At 50.4% G+C, this 14,943-nt stretch carries 19 protein-coding genes; all 19 read right to left on the minus strand.

The annotated features are described in order from the left end of the window. Nucleotides 1-72: 72 nt before the first annotated feature. The 19 genes from BN2762_RS27010 to BN2762_RS21600 all read right to left on the minus strand — a co-directional run bounded on the left by BN2762_RS27010 (nt 73) and on the right by BN2762_RS21600 (nt 14,929). A complete protein-coding gene (locus tag BN2762_RS27010; RefSeq protein WP_154674777.1) occupies nt 73-240 on the minus strand; it encodes a hypothetical protein in 168 nt (55 codons plus the stop codon). Nucleotides 241-268: 28 nt separating this feature from the next. Then, entirely contained in the window at nt 269-760 is a 492-nt protein-coding gene (locus tag BN2762_RS21520; protein ID WP_055108911.1) for an ArpU family phage packaging/lysis transcriptional regulator, read from the minus strand. Nucleotides 761-817: 57 nt separating this feature from the next. After that, on the minus strand, nt 818-1,315 hold the full coding sequence (locus tag BN2762_RS21525) for a hypothetical protein (RefSeq protein ID WP_055108912.1): 498 nt from the start codon (nt 1,313-1,315) through the stop codon (nt 818-820). A gap of 75 nt (nt 1,316-1,390) precedes the next feature. Continuing rightward, nucleotides 1,391-1,552, minus strand: a complete 162-nt coding sequence (locus tag BN2762_RS27015; protein ID WP_154674778.1) for a hypothetical protein — start codon at nt 1,550-1,552, stop codon at nt 1,391-1,393. Beyond that, on the minus strand, nt 1,530-1,889 hold the full coding sequence (locus tag BN2762_RS21530; protein WP_055108913.1) for a hypothetical protein: 360 nt from the start codon (nt 1,887-1,889) through the stop codon (nt 1,530-1,532). Before BN2762_RS21530 ends, BN2762_RS27015 begins: the two co-directional genes overlap by 23 nt. Then, entirely contained in the window at nt 1,886-2,935 is a 1,050-nt protein-coding gene (locus tag BN2762_RS21535; RefSeq protein WP_055108914.1) for a DUF5131 family protein, read from the minus strand. Before BN2762_RS21535 ends, BN2762_RS21530 begins: the two co-directional genes overlap by 4 nt. Before the next feature lie 13 nt (nt 2,936-2,948). Continuing rightward, entirely contained in the window at nt 2,949-3,512 is a 564-nt protein-coding gene (locus tag BN2762_RS21540) for a dUTP diphosphatase (protein WP_055108915.1), read from the minus strand. A 395-nt stretch (nt 3,513-3,907) separates the two neighbouring features. Further along, nucleotides 3,908-4,168, minus strand: coding sequence for a hypothetical protein (locus tag BN2762_RS21545; RefSeq protein ID WP_148499978.1), 261 nt, complete (start codon nt 4,166-4,168; stop codon nt 3,908-3,910). Then, nucleotides 4,165-6,672 carry a DNA methyltransferase gene (locus BN2762_RS21550; RefSeq protein WP_055108917.1) on the minus strand — a complete coding sequence of 836 codons (2,508 nt, stop codon included), beginning with the start codon at nt 6,670-6,672 and terminating at the stop codon, nt 4,165-4,167. The genes BN2762_RS21545 and BN2762_RS21550 overlap by 4 nt, the downstream gene beginning before the upstream one ends. 2 nt (nt 6,673-6,674) lie before the next feature. Next, nucleotides 6,675-7,100 carry a hypothetical protein gene (locus BN2762_RS21555; protein WP_222861104.1) on the minus strand — a complete coding sequence of 142 codons (426 nt, stop codon included), beginning with the start codon at nt 7,098-7,100 and terminating at the stop codon, nt 6,675-6,677. 41 nt (nt 7,101-7,141) lie between these two features. Continuing rightward, nucleotides 7,142-8,542: a class I SAM-dependent methyltransferase gene (locus BN2762_RS21560; RefSeq protein WP_148499980.1), complete on the minus strand. Its 1,401-nt coding sequence runs from the start codon at nt 8,540-8,542 to the stop codon at nt 7,142-7,144. Between the two features lie 653 nt (nt 8,543-9,195). Beyond that, on the minus strand, nt 9,196-9,624 hold the full coding sequence (locus BN2762_RS21565; RefSeq protein ID WP_055108920.1) for a hypothetical protein: 429 nt from the start codon (nt 9,622-9,624) through the stop codon (nt 9,196-9,198). Nucleotides 9,625-9,642: 18 nt separating this feature from the next. Beyond that, the gene (locus tag BN2762_RS21570; RefSeq protein ID WP_055108921.1) at nt 9,643-10,326 is read right to left on the minus strand and encodes a hypothetical protein; all 684 of its coding nucleotides are present in this window, start codon (nt 10,324-10,326) and stop codon (nt 9,643-9,645) included. After that, a complete protein-coding gene (gene dnaN, locus BN2762_RS21575) occupies nt 10,323-11,447 on the minus strand; it encodes a DNA polymerase III subunit beta (RefSeq protein WP_055108922.1) in 1,125 nt (374 codons plus the stop codon). The genes BN2762_RS21570 and dnaN overlap by 4 nt, the downstream gene beginning before the upstream one ends. Further along, nucleotides 11,444-12,115, minus strand: a complete 672-nt coding sequence (locus BN2762_RS21580; protein ID WP_055108923.1) for a hypothetical protein — start codon at nt 12,113-12,115, stop codon at nt 11,444-11,446. Before BN2762_RS21580 ends, dnaN begins: the two co-directional genes overlap by 4 nt. Nucleotides 12,116-12,133: 18 nt before the next feature. Further along, on the minus strand, nt 12,134-12,499 hold the full coding sequence (locus tag BN2762_RS21585; protein WP_055108924.1) for a hypothetical protein: 366 nt from the start codon (nt 12,497-12,499) through the stop codon (nt 12,134-12,136). Further along, on the minus strand, nt 12,474-13,766 hold the full coding sequence (locus BN2762_RS21590; protein WP_230202560.1) for a replicative DNA helicase: 1,293 nt from the start codon (nt 13,764-13,766) through the stop codon (nt 12,474-12,476). The genes BN2762_RS21585 and BN2762_RS21590 overlap by 26 nt, the downstream gene beginning before the upstream one ends. Before the next feature lie 46 nt (nt 13,767-13,812). After that, nucleotides 13,813-14,178, minus strand: coding sequence for a replicative helicase loader/inhibitor (locus tag BN2762_RS21595; RefSeq protein WP_055108926.1), 366 nt, complete (start codon nt 14,176-14,178; stop codon nt 13,813-13,815). After that, the gene (locus tag BN2762_RS21600) at nt 14,117-14,929 is read right to left on the minus strand and encodes a replication protein (RefSeq protein WP_055108927.1); all 813 of its coding nucleotides are present in this window, start codon (nt 14,927-14,929) and stop codon (nt 14,117-14,119) included. The genes BN2762_RS21595 and BN2762_RS21600 overlap by 62 nt, the downstream gene beginning before the upstream one ends. Nucleotides 14,930-14,943: the final 14 nt, after the last annotated feature.

Below are 14,943 nucleotides of genomic sequence, written 5' to 3' on the forward strand. Positions count from 1 at the left end.
AGAGATTTTTAGTTAATTTTAACAACACCCACTATTTTTTTCAATGTATCATTAACTAAAAATGGAGACCTCTTATGCAGAGGTCTCCTCTTCCTTATTTGATTTTTTAATTTTACTATCAGGCAAAACGACTATATCTAGCTCCATTCCATACTGAGATTTTGCATATTCTTTTACCTTTGCTGCTAACCATTCATATGCAGGTTGGTCTCCATCTATTTCGGTATAAGTGAATTTCATTCGACCTCCCTCCCTTGAAACATTTTATTCACAGTTGCTTGTCCTCTATGTTCTTTACTAAGCTCTGAATATTGATGATGCGGAAATCCGAAAGCGTAAATGCTAGCCGATAAAATGCCCTTAATCTCAGGTTCGTGTATTTCGTTTTAGACATGGGCATTTCAGTATCATAAATTTGGTAATCCCGCTTATAGTCGTCCTCCATATACCTTTTAGAGATTAGTAACCTTTCTTGCCCCGGGAGTTTGGACACAGCCCGCTCGATCTTATGCATGAACACCCTCCGCCTCTCCGGCTCATCAACGTTAAAGATCGCTACATTGGCCGTTTGATCACTGATCACATTTGTTGGTCCACTTGGCCGATCCTCGTAACTCGCTGTCGTCGTTGCTTCCCGTTCTTCAAAAGTGATGGATTTATAGAAACGATACTTCTCAAATACGGCCTCAATCGACTTTTGAGTTTTGGCTCCGTCCAGATCATCCAATCTTGGGATTTTTAAATCGAACTCTTCCTGCATCCATAATCACCTCGCCCCAAAAGGAAGGGTTTCCCCGGCCGAAGCCGGGGCGCTGCATTAAATCGGCAGATCATCTTCGTCATCGTGAAGCGGATTAATCCCAGCCATCGGATCGCTTTCCGCTGCCAGAGCATCATCGAGCGTCATTTGGTTTTTATCCTCGACATCAACCGTTCCGTCTGGGTTGATCTTGCCCTTGAGACCTTCGCGATATTTCTTCTGGTGCTCTGCAAAATCTTCGAGCGATTCATCTGACTCAGTAATCGTCAGAACCACATCTGAGCCGGCCTTTTTGTAAAACTCGAATGATCTTTCCGCTGAAGCATCGCCCTTCACTTCGAAGTCCAACACCGTCTTTTTAGCGTCTTTGGACGATTTCTTAAATTCGGCCGTCAATGTCTGCTCTACGCCCTCAATACTGAGGACGACCACGGAACGGGTCATTTCGTTTAGCTCTGGCTTATGTTCGTCCTCACCCTTCACGTAAAACTGAACTGCTTCTTTTTTCGAATCTTTCGTTTGCTTATTAAATCCTGCTTTGATTGTGATGGACATTTTTAATTTCCCCTCTCGGAATAATATTTGGAATGATTTACGGAATAATTTCATTAAAACTAGACAATATGCTCACTATTTAAGATATTTCCCCCAGCGCCCCTGTTTCGGAGCTGTAATCTTAAATGGGAACTCATTCTGAGGTTCAGGCGGCTTGTCTGCACCGATCTTCTTGCAATGCTGAGCAATCTGCTCCGGCGTCCAGACTTTACGCTCAAGACCCTTGTCCAGCTTCATCGGGATCACCTTCCCCTTGCTCAAAGCGCTGAATGATCTCGTCAACGACTTCGCCCACACCTAACTCATATGTCCATTCTTCTTCAAACCGTCTCTTTACCCATGCCAACGCCGCATGTAGCCGCCCGATCTCCCTATTCTGCCGCTGGAACCTCGCTTCCTCGGCATGGTGCAGGCACGCCCAATGCGCGGCGCATTCGTTAGCCTGACGCAGCTGCTTTTGAAGAGACTCCTTCTCTTCTAGCAGTTCTAGTATTTTCTTAGCGGCAGTTCTGGCGAAATCGTCATATGAGTTAAGAGAAATCATTCGCAGATCGTCTCTAGTCGGTTCGCTCATGGCTGGCCCTCCTGGGGAAACTCATCCCAAGTGCGGCCATCCAGCATTCGGCCAGTGCGCTTCTTGCCATCTCGATCCATATATGCGATTTGACCCTCGTAATCAGTTGGTAAACTCGTATGAAAATGCCCTGCCATGCCGCTTTCAGTCACCCAATATTCAGGGTCATATAATCCGGTTGGATTGACCGGACCGAACTCTCCCCACTGTTTGAAGAAGAAGGAGATTCCTGCAGCCTGGCATTGATCTCGCAGGCTTCTGGCCCAGTTCGGATGCATCGGGCGAGCGCCGCGGCCGCTTTCTCCGCCGGCTATAATCCAGTCAATGATTCCGGCTCCGTCCGGCCAATCACGAGGACCTTCACCCCAGTCAATCCTGTTCATAAAGACCTCTGGAATAATAACAGGTCCCAGTAGAGGCTCGCAGGAAAGGAATCGTACCGCTGCCGGCGTCTGCAACAGCAGCGGAGTTCGTTCGTCAGCCGCCTTCTGGTTCTCTACGCTGACGCCGAGCCAGACGTTCGGCAGAGGCCAAGGGATCTCAACATTGTCAAAATAGCCTTTGATTTCAACGCGCCCGAATTCTCCTATTTGTGGAGGAATCCACTCGCCCCCAAGCAAGTCGATAACCCTCTGACCGTCCGGAGCTTCGAATGCCAACGACTCGCATATGTTTTCGCGGCGGCTGGTTATGTACTCCAGCATCCGCTCTGGCCGTTTGGTCAGTACCTGGAAAGTGTGCTGCGGGCATAATGCCATGACAGCGAAAACCTGATCGATGTAACCGTCCGGGACGTCCGGATGGAAAAGGTCACTCATGCTGTTCACGAATATCCTGCGGGGCCGCTTCCATCGTAGCGGCTGGTCTAATTTTTCCGGCCGCACTGTTACCTTAAAGCCAGTTTCAAAATAGTGGCCCGGCGTTCCCTCAAATCGCTCGGTGAACGTCTTGGCGTAGCAGTTCCGGCAGCCTTCGCTGACCTTAGTGCAGCCCGTAACCGGGTTCCATGTAGCATCAGCCCATTCAATTCCTGTTTTGTCACTCATAGAGTTATCCCCCTCAATAGCCGTTCGCCTGCCGCTCGTGATTCACGGCGTTCTTGGCAACATAGGCAGCTGCGATCTGTTCCCATGTGAACTCAAATCCAATCATTCCAACCGCCATAAATACAAACCAAGCGTTTCTGAAATAAAATACTTCGGTTGAATAACCTAGTTTTTCTTTGATGTTCGGTAGTTCCTCTTTCTCCATATACAATTTCGATAGCCAATAAATAACCTCAAGAATAGCGCCGCCGATACCGCCGTCTAATCCGTTATCTCGCGCTTCTTCGATCGCTTCCTCATAGAGATAGAGGTGTTCAAGCCACCCTTTTTGAACGGCGATGCTTAGGAAGAAGTGCAGGCAATCTACGTATTCTTCGAGCATCTTTTCCCGGCGCGGTTCCCTGTCGTTGCTCCAATGCTTAAACCCTCGCCATTCGTTCGCCAGTTCCGCAATCTCAACCTGTAACGCAAGCACTGTATTCGGCAGCAAATCCTGTCCTTCCAGCCCCTTCTCCTTGATGATTTTGGCATCGAGCTGCTTTTGCATTTCGTACATTTGTTCAATGGTAAGTGCCATTTATCTCAATCCCTTCTATTTCGCTAAATTTTTCGAACTGTGCATTAGAAAAATCTAATTCCAATCCAGATTCCGAATAACAAAGTCCACAGCGGAAGCCCAAGTAGAACCAGCATTATCAAAGCTTCAACGTCATATACAAACCTATATTTAAAATAGTTTTTCACTCTTTCCCCCTCCTGCATTATCCGATGGTTCTCCTGCATTTTCCGATGGTTCGTATCCGCTGCAATATTCTGGATCGTCCGCTCGTCCGTACAAAGGCATCCCTGTTTCCAGCCTGTAGTAACAGGCCGTGATCTTTACTCCATTTGCCACCATCTCCCGGTTGTAATAACAACTCTTGCATTGGGACATGATCTACTCTCCTCTCGTCACAGTTTGTGTCTACTGCGCTAAAACAGCGTCAATTGCTCCACCCGCTGCGGCGCCCGCGGTATCGCGAAGCGATCCCAATTTGCTGCCGGCCACGCTCCGGCGCCGCTCTCGGTCCGGAAGTAAACCACCTCGGTACCACTTGGGATTCTCACCCGCTCAACAAATCTAGCCGGGCCTGGTCCGATCGTATGGATATCATGCGTCCAATCGCCAGGCGGCGAGCTCCTTATGCTGGCCAGCAGTGACATGCATGCTTCGTGTGTGAGTTGCTGCATCATGCCAGTTCCTCGAAATCAAAGAGCGTAGGCATATCCACTTCCATCTCGGCAGCCTGCAGGTAGCCGACTCCGTCCCGGAAATAGTCCGTGTTTAGTTCGATGCCGTAACCACGGCGCCTCATCTTTACCGCCTGCATCGGGACCGTCATCAGGCCGCCGAAAGGATCGAGCACGAGATCGCCAAGATTGCTATACCGGTGGATGATCCGCTCCACAATATCGAGTTGTAGCGGGCAAACGTGCATCTGCTGGCGGCGCTGGCTTTGTGTGGTGTTTAGCGTCCGCATCCGATTTATGTCGTCCCATACTTCATCTGTCCAGGATCCCGGGGCTACCACCATGAACGTAGCCGGCAATTTCCCGTCCTGGTCCAGCTTTTTCGCCAAGGCGACATGCTCCTCATAGCTGTACACATTGCCCCTCGAGTATTTGCGGTACGCATCCTGCAGCTTGTTGACCGGGGTCGCGGCAAGCTCCTCTTTCGTCAGCAGCCGGTCTCCGCTAGAGCGCCAGTAACCGTGGGCATCGATCTGCCATTGCGCCCGGGTGTACTCTTCTTTTGTCTTGATGACTGGTTCGTCGGCGTAGGCCCGGCTGGTATCGCTCGGGAGCTTACGGAAGAGAAGAATGTACTCCGGGCAGCCGACACCCATCTTCGTCCCATCCTTGCACTGCTCCGACCAGCCCAGGCGGTAAGTCTGGTTGTTTTCCCGGACGACATCCGTTACAACCGTGATCATCCCGAAGTATTGGAACCCGTGCCGCCGGTAGTGATCAATGCACATCGCATGAAATGGCTCCATCGTTGGCATTCCGGTACCCGTTGCATTCCCGAAGAGTACCCGATCCTTTACGTGAATGGCTGCCACGCGGCCAGGCTTCAGAATTCGGAGCAGCTGCGGCGTGAGGTAATCCATCTGTTCAAAGAATCGCTCGGTATCCTCGTTATGACCGAAGTCGTTGTAACTCGGCGTATATTCGTAATGGTTCGAAAACGGAATGGATGTATGAATCAGATCAATGCTGTTTTCCTCCATTTCCGATGTTTCCAGTACACAATCATTGTTCACGGCCGTCCACCGCTCGCCTTGTAATTTCACTCGCTCAACCCCTATCGTGCGGGCTAACTTGTCGATGACCGATGTGCCCGATAATCCATATTTTTTGATAATCTCGACCATCTTGCTGACCAGATAATCATGCTGCCGCCATTTCTCCAGCAACGTCTTCATGATCTCGGATTCAGATTCCATATAGATAAAATGAATTTCACATCGTTGTTGCTGCTGGAACCTGTGAATCCGGTGAACCGCCTGAATCGTATCGTTAAAGCTGTAGTCGATGCCCGCAAAGATGGCGATATGACTTTGCTGCAGGTTGGCCCCGGAGCCCAATATTTCCGGTTTTGACAGGAGCACGGTATATTTCCGATCCTTCCAGTCCAGCACACGTTGCTCCTTTTCCTCATGTGTCAGGCTGCCATACACCGAGGCTACGGTGATTCCCTCTGCCGCCAGCGCCCGCTCGATAGCGTCCTGTTCGTCGTTCAGGTGGCACCAGATTACAACTTGCTCCGGAGCGCTCGCTTTGACGATCTCCACAACCCGGGCAACCCGCTGCGGAATACTTTCCCGCTTCTCCCGCGCAGCGTCTTTAAGCCCGATTGCCGCATCACGCAGCAGCAATAATTGTCCGTCCCGCTCGGCTCCGGCCGAGCTGTGATCAACCGGGAGCTCATGATACTGGATATCCAGCGGCGGTAGATCATAGCCCGTGTCATCATAGCCCAAGTCGCTCGGCTTGGTGATAAACAGCGCCCAAGTCGATACCCATAGCCAGAACTCATCCTCCTTGTGAGGATAAATGGTCAGGTTATTGGCCTTAGTCGAATCCCGCTGGAAGAACCGCGTAAGCGCCTGCCCGGTATCCATTACCTCGAGGAAGCCGGCGTAATGAATAAGCTCCTTGTATTTGTTCGGGCTCGGCGTCGCTGTGCAAACCAGCTTGAACGGCACGCCCTTGAACTTGTCGAGGAACGTCTGGTATGTCTTGCTCCCGTATCCTCGCAGCACGCTCGCCTCGTCCAGCACGCAAGCCGTGAAGTAAGTCGGATCAATGTCACCGTCCCGGACCCGTTCATAATTCGTCAGCAGGATAGAGCCAGTTGCGGCCTCAACCTCCGTCATGTTCCGAACGTACTCCGGCTTTTCCATTCCCAGCAGGTTCACGGCGTCATTCTCAAATTCCAACTTCACACCGAGCGGTAAAACGATCAAAGCTTTGCCGCCTTTGTGTTTAACAACTAGCCGACTGAACTCCAGCTCTTGAATTGTCTTCCCCAGGCCGAAGGCTTCGAACAAAGCTCGACGGCCTCCGCGTATTGACCAGACTACCGAATCTCGTTGATGCCCCTTTAAAATCGGGTGTATTTCATCCGGGGAGATTATGAAGCCCGTCTCCCTAGCAATTTCAATTTTCGTTCTAAGGAAGTCGATGTACTCCAATTTTAGGACCCTCCTTTCCATTGCAGTAAAATGAGGCCACGCCGGCGGCTCCGGCCGATATTTCGCCAGCCCGCCGCCTTAAAGCAGTATCCGGGGTTGGAACTGCGAACCTTGGAAGAATCGACATAAGTGATAATTCCATCCGGTGGCAGACCTTCCCATTCGGTACATGTTGCGACAACGGCCGCCCGAATCATTTCGCTGCTTAGATACTTATCTGGAGCCTCATTACGGAAAATCGTGCATTCCCACGCTTGTAATCCGTCGTCGCGGATGCCGTCCCAAGTCACCCACACAGCAGCGCCATCCGCTGTGCGCAGCACTAGGTTTCGTCCTGGTCGTGTAAATTGCGGCGCTCCTATTGTTTGTCTGGAATAATGTCGGTCGGCCAGCAAGCGGCAGGACTGATCGCCTTTATGTGTGATCAACCAGGGGCCATATTGCGGCATATTGAGCATGAGTTGATTCATCAGTGCACCAATGCAGGTACTGAATCATCCTCGTAAGGTGCGACCCAAACCGTATCCCATGACATCGTGAATGTGTCCCTGGCCTCTGCCTGAGCTGCTGCCAACAGGATCACGTTACCCATTGCTTGAGCTGCGTCGCACGGCACGGCATTGCCGATGTATTCCCGAGCCTTGGCATCTGAGCATCCCTCCAACTGGAACGGGCGGCCGTCTGGAAGATATCTCGGAAAACTCTGGAGCATTGCCAGTTCATACGTGGTCAATGGGCGGTGCCAGGTGCCATCCTCAGCAATCAAGATCCATTCCCCTCGATCGGTATCAGTTGGGATTCGTGGATCGGCCACTGCTGATGTCCCGGAATGGATGTCACCTGCTCCCGTGACCGTCTTTCCTGTTTCATTCCAGTCTTGCACTCCGTATGATCCTGCCCGCGGTGAGCATTTAAGGCGATGGTCAGCTACCAATGGCGCTCCTGCCTGCACATCCGTAACACCTGTGACCGTGGCAGCCGGGTTATCCATGTCCTGCATTCTGTATTTATCCGAATACCTATTTTTCAGGTCCGATAGACGAGGATCGCTGATGCTGGCCGGGCTATTCATGATTCGGCTTGCTCCCCGCACTGTTTTTCCTGTCGCGTCCCAATCCTGGACGCCGTAGCTATCTGGCATCAGGTTGGTGTTGACTCGTGGATCAGCAATAACCTTTCCAGATCCTGCAGAAGTGCTTCCTGTTGTAACAGTAGGAGAGGAGTTCTCCCAATCAGATACCTTATAGGTCCCGTTGTGGTACTGCTTATCAATTCTTGGATCAGCTATTGCCAAAGCTCCACTGCCAAACCTGGTCCCGGTGACGCACGGCGCTGGCTCATCGGCCCTGACAATCCGATATACTCCCGGATGCCGCCCTGCCCTGTCCTTAAGTCGCGGGTCTGAAATCGAGATGGCTCCATTGTTCGGCCCGTGCGCTCCGGTTACCGTCGGGCCCGGTTGATCATCCCGGCAAACCCGATAAATCGCTCCGTGAGTATCCTTTTTAAAGTTCACCCGTGGATCAGATACTGCTGCAGCTCCGTTACTTCGCCCTGGCCCGGCCGTTCCTGTCACCGTTCTGCTAGTTTTATCCCAATCCTCGACTGCAAAGGCTCCGCCTCGCGGCTCATGAACGATTTGGTACTGCTCGAAGGGTACATTTTGAAGGTCGCGCCAGTCACCGCCGGGTGGAATCAGAGCAAGCCGCACCCAAGTTTTCCACTGGAGTTTAGGAAGCCGATGAAGCGGTCCGCCCGCTTCGGTATCGCCTGGCATTGGTAGCTGTCCGATTACGTCCCCAATACTTCTAAGCTGCTTTTCTTCCGGATAGAAAATGAAATTTGGCACCTGATCTTCTTGTCGTGACATTATTAAGAACCTAACTCTATCAGCCCCTAAACCGCCTATCTTTCCGAGGTTGTGATCCGCGCGCATGTTAACTGCGAATCCGTTCTTTTTCAGCATCTTTTCTATCTGCTGCAGCAGAGCTTTTCCACGAGTCCGAATCCGGGGAACGTTCTCTAGTTGAATGATTGCTGGCAGCCGATCTCCATAGAGCCTGCACGCCTCAAGAACAAGCCATATACCTCGAACCGTAAGCTGATTTAGCGCCTGATATTTATCCGTATTGGCCGATTTTTCGGGAAGTAGCCCAGACAATCCCTTGCATGGTGGAGAAGTGAAGAGGAAGAATGGTACTTGCTGCCCCATAGCAACCCACATATCCCAAGGGGTTACTTCCTTCCAATCGGGCGGCGGTGCCTCGCCGTGCCATGCGATGTACTGCTCACGGGTGAAGAGATCCATGCAAATAGATGTTTTCTCGCCAGTTATTAAATCGTGGTTGCGGCAGGCGACCGGGTCGTTATCTACAGAACCAAGAATTTTGAATTTGTATACCTTGCCGCCGTAGTCAACATGGCTTCGCATGAGCCCCTTTGTTTCGCCACCGATACCACCGAATAAAATGAATGCTGTCTTATACTGGATATTCTCTAGAACTTGCAAAACACACCCTCCCCTCAATTCCTCTTGTCGAGCTTAAGCGCGATGGCCATCCTACATACATCATGCCTGCTGCGCTTCAAAATCCGGGCTGCTTCCGACCGGTTACGCTGGTACTTGCGGTAATTTCTCAGCATCCAAGCTCGCTCCTCATCGCTTATCGCTACATCTGCCTCAACCGGACCAGGATCGGGAGCTATAAATTCAAAGTCATCGCCGGGGAGTGAATACGGTTCACCTGTTTCCTTAACAAGCACGCCCTTCTTCGCCAGATTACTGAGCGTAACCGCGATCGACCGCTTTTGTCGGCCTGTCAGCTTCGCCGTTCCCGACAGTGTTCTGCATTGGAAATAGGCAACAAGTACTTTGTACTCCCCTGGCTTAATCACTTCTTGCTCCCGCAGCTCTTCGAGTTTCTGCTCAATGTCCGAGTCCAAAACTGGCATTGAAAACCCCTCCCTCCGTCAAAATAAGCACGTTTGTTCTGTTTTTTGGGTATGACTATCCGCCGCCGCAGGCTTCCCCCGGCGTTTGTTCGGTTTTTTCTTTTTCTTCTGAGCTTCATACTCTTTATATCCAGCTGGGTCGATGATAGACCATACAACCTCACGTTGATAGGCAAGTTCGATATCATCCAATCTGGCCATTCCGTTCCGAACCTGATGCACTGCCTCGCCGATCTTGGCGATGATGTAGGCGTCAACCACGTCATTACTTGGGTGCTGGTAACCGAAATGTTTCAGTGCAGCTGAGGCCATTGCCTTCTTCTTGGCCTTCCCTTGGAGCCTCTGTTTTGATCCGGGCTCTCCTACCCATCCGCTCACATTGACAAATTTCTTGACTGCATCCGGCGCTACCTCATCAAAAGTGAGGTCCTTACGGGTAATCATACTCTCCAGGCCGCCGTGTATTTTGGCCGTGGTAATGAGCATCTGCGTGCCGTTCGCAATGCCCTCTTTCATGATCACGTCCCCAGGCTGCAAGAGGCGGTACAGTTGATTCTCAAGCGAAACGCGCTGCTCCTGGGTTATGCCGCCGGGAGCCGACTTCCCTTTGCCCCTCAGAACCGTTTCGATGATCGGGGTGCCTGCTGCGTCCAATATGACTATGCCGGTATTGGTTGCCGGGTCGATACCCACGAATCTCATACCGATGTCCTATACGGCAGGATCAGGTACAGATTCTCGTTTCCATCCACAGGTCGGATGATGATTGGGCTCATGGCCCCTGTGAATCCTATACGCAGCCGCTCACTGTCGATGATCTTCAGGACATCAAGCATGTACTTGGAATTGAAGGCGATTCGTATTGGCTCACCAGCAAACATCTCAGCTTCCAGTTGTTCGATCACTTTCCCAACCCCGGAGGATGTGGACTCTATTCTGATTTCCCCGTCCTCAACTACTTCCAGCCGGACAATGTTCGTTTTCTCTTCACGTGCCAGCAGATAGGCTCGATCGACCGCATCGGCGAACTCCTTGACGTTAACCGTCAGCTCGCTTTTGAAAATGGTCGGAATGATCTTAGACGTGTCTGGGTAGCTTCCATTCAGCATGCGAGTGTAGAACTTAACTTGATCGGTTTTAAAAAGAACATTACCACTACCGACCGATATCCTGACATCCTCCTTATCCTGCACGTTCTTTGACAACTCAGCGAGTGTCTTGGCCGCGATGACAACATTCCGGAAATCCGATTCCTCGTCTGCCCCCGTATCCACTTCGGCGCTCGCCAGGCGGTGCCGGTCCGTTGCTGTAAGCTTCAGCCTGCCGTTGTCCAATTCCCACAGTACGCCTGTTAGTAGGGGGCTTTGCTCGTTTGTAGATACTGAAAACGCCACCTCTTTGATTAGTTCCTTGATCTCGGCCCCGGAGAGGGTTAGCTTAAGCTCATCATTATCTGCAGGCATAGCCGGGAATTCTTCTGGATCCATGCCGACCATGTTGATCTTTGTCCGGCCGGATTGTATCAGGGTATTGAATCCCTCCTGCACCTCTATGCTGACAGTTTCCTTCGGCAGCTTCTTGATGATTTCCACGAAGAACTTCGCGGGGAGCACTACGCTGCCACTCTGTTCAATTGCTACAGGCTCAACCGGGATAATCGCCTGAATGGTTGTTTCCACATCGCTCGCCGTTAGCGTAACGCCCTGGTTGGTTACGTCCAGCTTAACCCCGGTTAGGATCGGTATTGCAACCTTACTATTGACCGCCTTGGAAACGTGCTGGATAGCTTCGCTTAAGGCGTGTTTTTGGATAGTGAGTTTCACGCCTGTTCAGCCTCCTTCGCATTCAGCCAGTCGCAATAAGCCTGACATTCTTCCTGGCTGTTAAATGCAACATTCCAGCGTTCCACTTTTTCGAATGGCTCACCGCCGTATGGTCGTCTGCATGCCTCGAATGAGTCGTACTCTCGATCCTCTTTCCTCTGGTAGTAGAGGGATATCGCTGGCATTTTTCCACCCCAACTATTTTTTGATTGATAGAATTGATAGCATTCTATTTCTTCAGGCTTATAAAAGCGTTTATATTCTGAACATTCACATCGTTCGTGTGCTGGTTTCCCGCTAGGTGTTGTGTAATGGATCAATCGTTGCTCATCGCATTTATCACACTTGGGCTTTCGGTTATTTTGACTACTCGGAAACCATGCAATTAATAAATTCTCGCCTAGCAATTCCGCTAACCTCATTCGCTTTAGCTTGTTTTCGAAATTCAATTTTTCAGACTCAAACTGGCGCAAAGCGTTGGCGTGTTCTGCTTCAATTTCTTTTTTACGTTTTTTTATATCTTGCAGCTCCGCATTCTCTTTACGCAGCCTCTCCATCTCTGCCTTATACTCGTACCGAACAGCATTCAAAAGCGACTGTTTGAATTCATCCACTTGCTGCTCGAATTCGCTGGGTTCATAATAAAAATCCTCGTTGTCGCGATTCATTTCTCCTCTTCCCCTTTCTCAATCGTCATCGTCCAACCAGGCTGCTGCCGCCGAACGTTTAGGTTCTTCCGGTTTCTCCGGTGGTGGAGTTGCTGCGGTCGCAGGGACGGTTTCGGGCGGCGCAGGAGCGGCCACCGGACTATTAAACGCCTGATACTCCCAGCCCAACTTTCGATACTGCTCTTTCAGACCCGGGAACATCTGCACGCGGCGGCCCCGATCATATTTGAGCATCAATTCTACTGTCCGATCATAGATTGCCAGTTTCCGCTCACGCTCCCTAGGCGACATTCCGCTGAGAGGATCGTCCAGTTCGGCAGCCAGCTTGAACTTCGCTTCTTCGGCACGCTGGTACTCCTCATCGTCTTTTATGACTCTGCTCATATTCCCTCACCTTCTCCGCCAGCTTTTCCTTGTCGTCTTGGGTCAAGTCAGTAAACCGCCCATTCTTCCGGTTAAAGAACATCTGAATCATGCCAGTACCGATTTTCCGGCCCTTTGCCACAATCAACTCAATAACGCCCTTCCAAGGTGTATCCGGGTAATAATAATCATCCCGGTACAGAAAGATAATCACGTCAGCGTCAAACTCGATGTTTCCAGACTCCCGTAGGTCGGACATCATTGGGCGCTTATCATTCCGTTCTTCGCACTTCCGTCCAACGGAACTGATCGCTACCACAGGTACATTGAAGGTTCGGGCTAACCTTTTCAATTGCTTAGACACATGATTAACTCTGTCTGCTGTTTGAGTAAAATTCTTTTCCGTCAAGATCACCTGTAGGTAGTCCACATAAATGATCAAATTTGGATGCTTCTTCTTCATTGCCTTGGTCTGGCGCCAGATGTACTCGATGGTCATGCCCGGCGTATCATCGATGTAGATTGGAAGTTGATCAAGGAGGTCGAGCGCCTTACTGTAATTGCCCCAGTCGTTTTCCGTCAGCCGGCCCTTCTGGACCTTCTTAGCGTCGATTCCGCTGATATCGCAGATATACCTCTCAGCCACATCCTTGGAGGACATTTCCGCCGAGAATACCCCGACAGTCCAACCGGACATAGCCGCTGTCTTGGAGTCGCTAACGATATAGGCTGTTTTCCCAATGCTTGGACGGGCAGCGACTATAGTGAAATCTCCTCTTTGATGACCTCCACCCATTTCATCGAGTTCTACGCTCGCCGTTTTAGCCCCAGTGATTCCGCTACGAGAACCACGGTCCATAATCTCCTTGTGATGCCCCTCGAGCACATCTGCAACGAGCTCCCATCCGTCTGCCGTGCCTCGGCTCTGCAATTCCTGCAGCTGCTCCATCTGGTCTTTGACAAAGTTCAGATCCACTTCGCCAGCGGAGAGGGCTTCCTGTAAGGCAGCTGCAGCTCGGCGCTGGATGCTGGCCTGCCGAATGATTTTCTGGTATTGATCAAAATTTGAAAGAGTTGGGACCGACTCTCGAAGCCGCATCAGGTAAGATATACCGCCTATTTGCTCGAGGCTGTTACCCCAATGCTTGGCCAGTACCAACGGATCGAATGGGTTCTTTACGTCCGATCGGTCAGACAAATGTTCGTATGCCCAACTTAGCGCCTTCATCACCGATCCATTCAGGCCATTCGGGTCAAAATCTTCAGCCGTGAGATAGCAGTCATCCATAAGTTCCGGCTTCTGTAACAGTGCCCCTAATACCGCCTGTTCCGCTTCAAGACTCATGGCTGTTCACCTTCCGTTTCGCGCGCCGCTCCAGTCGCTCTCTGATGTGATCAGGCATAGGAACTGCTTTCTCGTTGTAGGCTTCCAGGGCTAGCCGTTCCTGCTGCTCTTCCTGTCTTAGCAACTCGTAATAGGAAGGTTCTTCCGACTCGCTGGCCGGAGCCTGGACAATCTCGGAGATAGTCGGGGCAAACTTGCTTGTTTTTATATGATGAGCAAGCCGCATCTGAGCCGTTTTAAAGTCGATGTCCTGCAACATCATGTGCCAGAGTCTGGTACCAGGCTCTGTAATTTCAAAGAAGGGGTAGGCGGTCTTGATCATGGCCAGGAAGCTCGCTGTTTCCGTTTGTTTCATGAGCCGCACCCTCCTCGTAGAATTGATTTAATATCGCCATTTCTTCTTGATTGCGTTGAGCCTTTGTTTTAAAAGATGATTTGTTTCTTTCCATATCTCTCTTGATCCAGACGCGAAGGGTTTTGTTATGATCTTTCTTGTGCTGTGAAGGCTTCTTGTTTGATTGCCATTCATCAAGGGCTTCAATTGTGTTATCTACCTTGTGCTTACCGAAATCTGCACATAGTTTTTCGTATTGCTCCAGAGTGAGAAATACAGTGTCGTGAAACTTCAATTTCTCTTTAGGAGAATTCATATATATATCTCCTTTCTTTAAGTTTTTCTTTCTTTCTATCTTGGGTGATGAATTACTCACCTCTAGGGGTGGTGTATTGATCACCTCTAGGGGTGGTGTTTTGCTCACCCCCTTAGTTTTTTTAGGGGGTGATGAATTACTCACCTCTAGCCATTGATCAGAGTATTTATTGAATGATAGCTTTCGGGAGTTTATCCCGGTGTAAGACTCCACTTCTTTTAAAACTTTACAATCGATTAATCGAGTTAACTCGTGTTTGATAGTCCGTTCGTTCGTGTCTAGGGCATTGGCGAGAAATTTAACTGATAATGAGTGAGACTTCCGATTGAATCCGTATGTGTATCGCCAGACAATCAAGAGAATTCTCAACTGGGTTCCGTTAAACTTCCTCTTTGCCACATCTTCCAATATTTCATGTGCTACCCTTGTGAACGGATCATCCAGTTTCCCGCTCATTCCTCCTCACCAAC

It is taken from the genome of Paenibacillus ihumii (assembly GCF_001403875.1).
Classification (GTDB): domain Bacteria; phylum Bacillota; class Bacilli; order Paenibacillales; family Paenibacillaceae; genus Fontibacillus; species Fontibacillus ihumii.

Bases quoted from the DNA above. Each gene is read 5' to 3' on its own strand.
- BN2762_RS27010 (WP_154674777.1), bottom strand. From the start codon at position 240: ATGAAATTCACTTATACCGAAATAGATGGAGACCAACCTGCATATGAA.
- BN2762_RS21520 (WP_055108911.1), bottom strand. From the start codon at position 760: ATGCAGGAAGAGTTCGATTTAAAAATCCCAAGATTGGATGATCTGGAC.
- BN2762_RS21525 (WP_055108912.1), bottom strand. From the start codon at position 1,315: ATGTCCATCACAATCAAAGCAGGATTTAATAAGCAAACGAAAGATTCG.
- BN2762_RS27015 (WP_154674778.1), bottom strand. From the start codon at position 1,552: ATGAAGCTGGACAAGGGTCTTGAGCGTAAAGTCTGGACGCCGGAGCAG.
- BN2762_RS21530 (WP_055108913.1), bottom strand. From the start codon at position 1,889: ATGAGCGAACCGACTAGAGACGATCTGCGAATGATTTCTCTTAACTCA.
- BN2762_RS21535 (WP_055108914.1), bottom strand. From the start codon at position 2,935: ATGAGTGACAAAACAGGAATTGAATGGGCTGATGCTACATGGAACCCG.
- BN2762_RS21540 (WP_055108915.1), bottom strand. From the start codon at position 3,512: ATGGCACTTACCATTGAACAAATGTACGAAATGCAAAAGCAGCTCGAT.
- BN2762_RS21545 (WP_148499978.1), bottom strand. From the start codon at position 4,168: ATGATGCAGCAACTCACACACGAAGCATGCATGTCACTGCTGGCCAGC.
- BN2762_RS21560 (WP_148499980.1), bottom strand. From the start codon at position 8,542: ATGTCACGACAAGAAGATCAGGTGCCAAATTTCATTTTCTATCCGGAA.
- BN2762_RS21565 (WP_055108920.1), bottom strand. From the start codon at position 9,624: ATGCCAGTTTTGGACTCGGACATTGAGCAGAAACTCGAAGAGCTGCGG.
- BN2762_RS21570 (WP_055108921.1), bottom strand. From the start codon at position 10,326: ATGAGATTCGTGGGTATCGACCCGGCAACCAATACCGGCATAGTCATA.
- BN2762_RS21580 (WP_055108923.1), bottom strand. From the start codon at position 12,115: ATGAATCGCGACAACGAGGATTTTTATTATGAACCCAGCGAATTCGAG.
- BN2762_RS21585 (WP_055108924.1), bottom strand. From the start codon at position 12,499: ATGAGCAGAGTCATAAAAGACGATGAGGAGTACCAGCGTGCCGAAGAA.
- BN2762_RS21590 (WP_230202560.1), bottom strand. From the start codon at position 13,766: ATGGATGACTGCTATCTCACGGCTGAAGATTTTGACCCGAATGGCCTG.
- BN2762_RS21595 (WP_055108926.1), bottom strand. From the start codon at position 14,178: ATGAAACAAACGGAAACAGCGAGCTTCCTGGCCATGATCAAGACCGCC.
- BN2762_RS21600 (WP_055108927.1), bottom strand. From the start codon at position 14,929: ATGAGCGGGAAACTGGATGATCCGTTCACAAGGGTAGCACATGAAATA.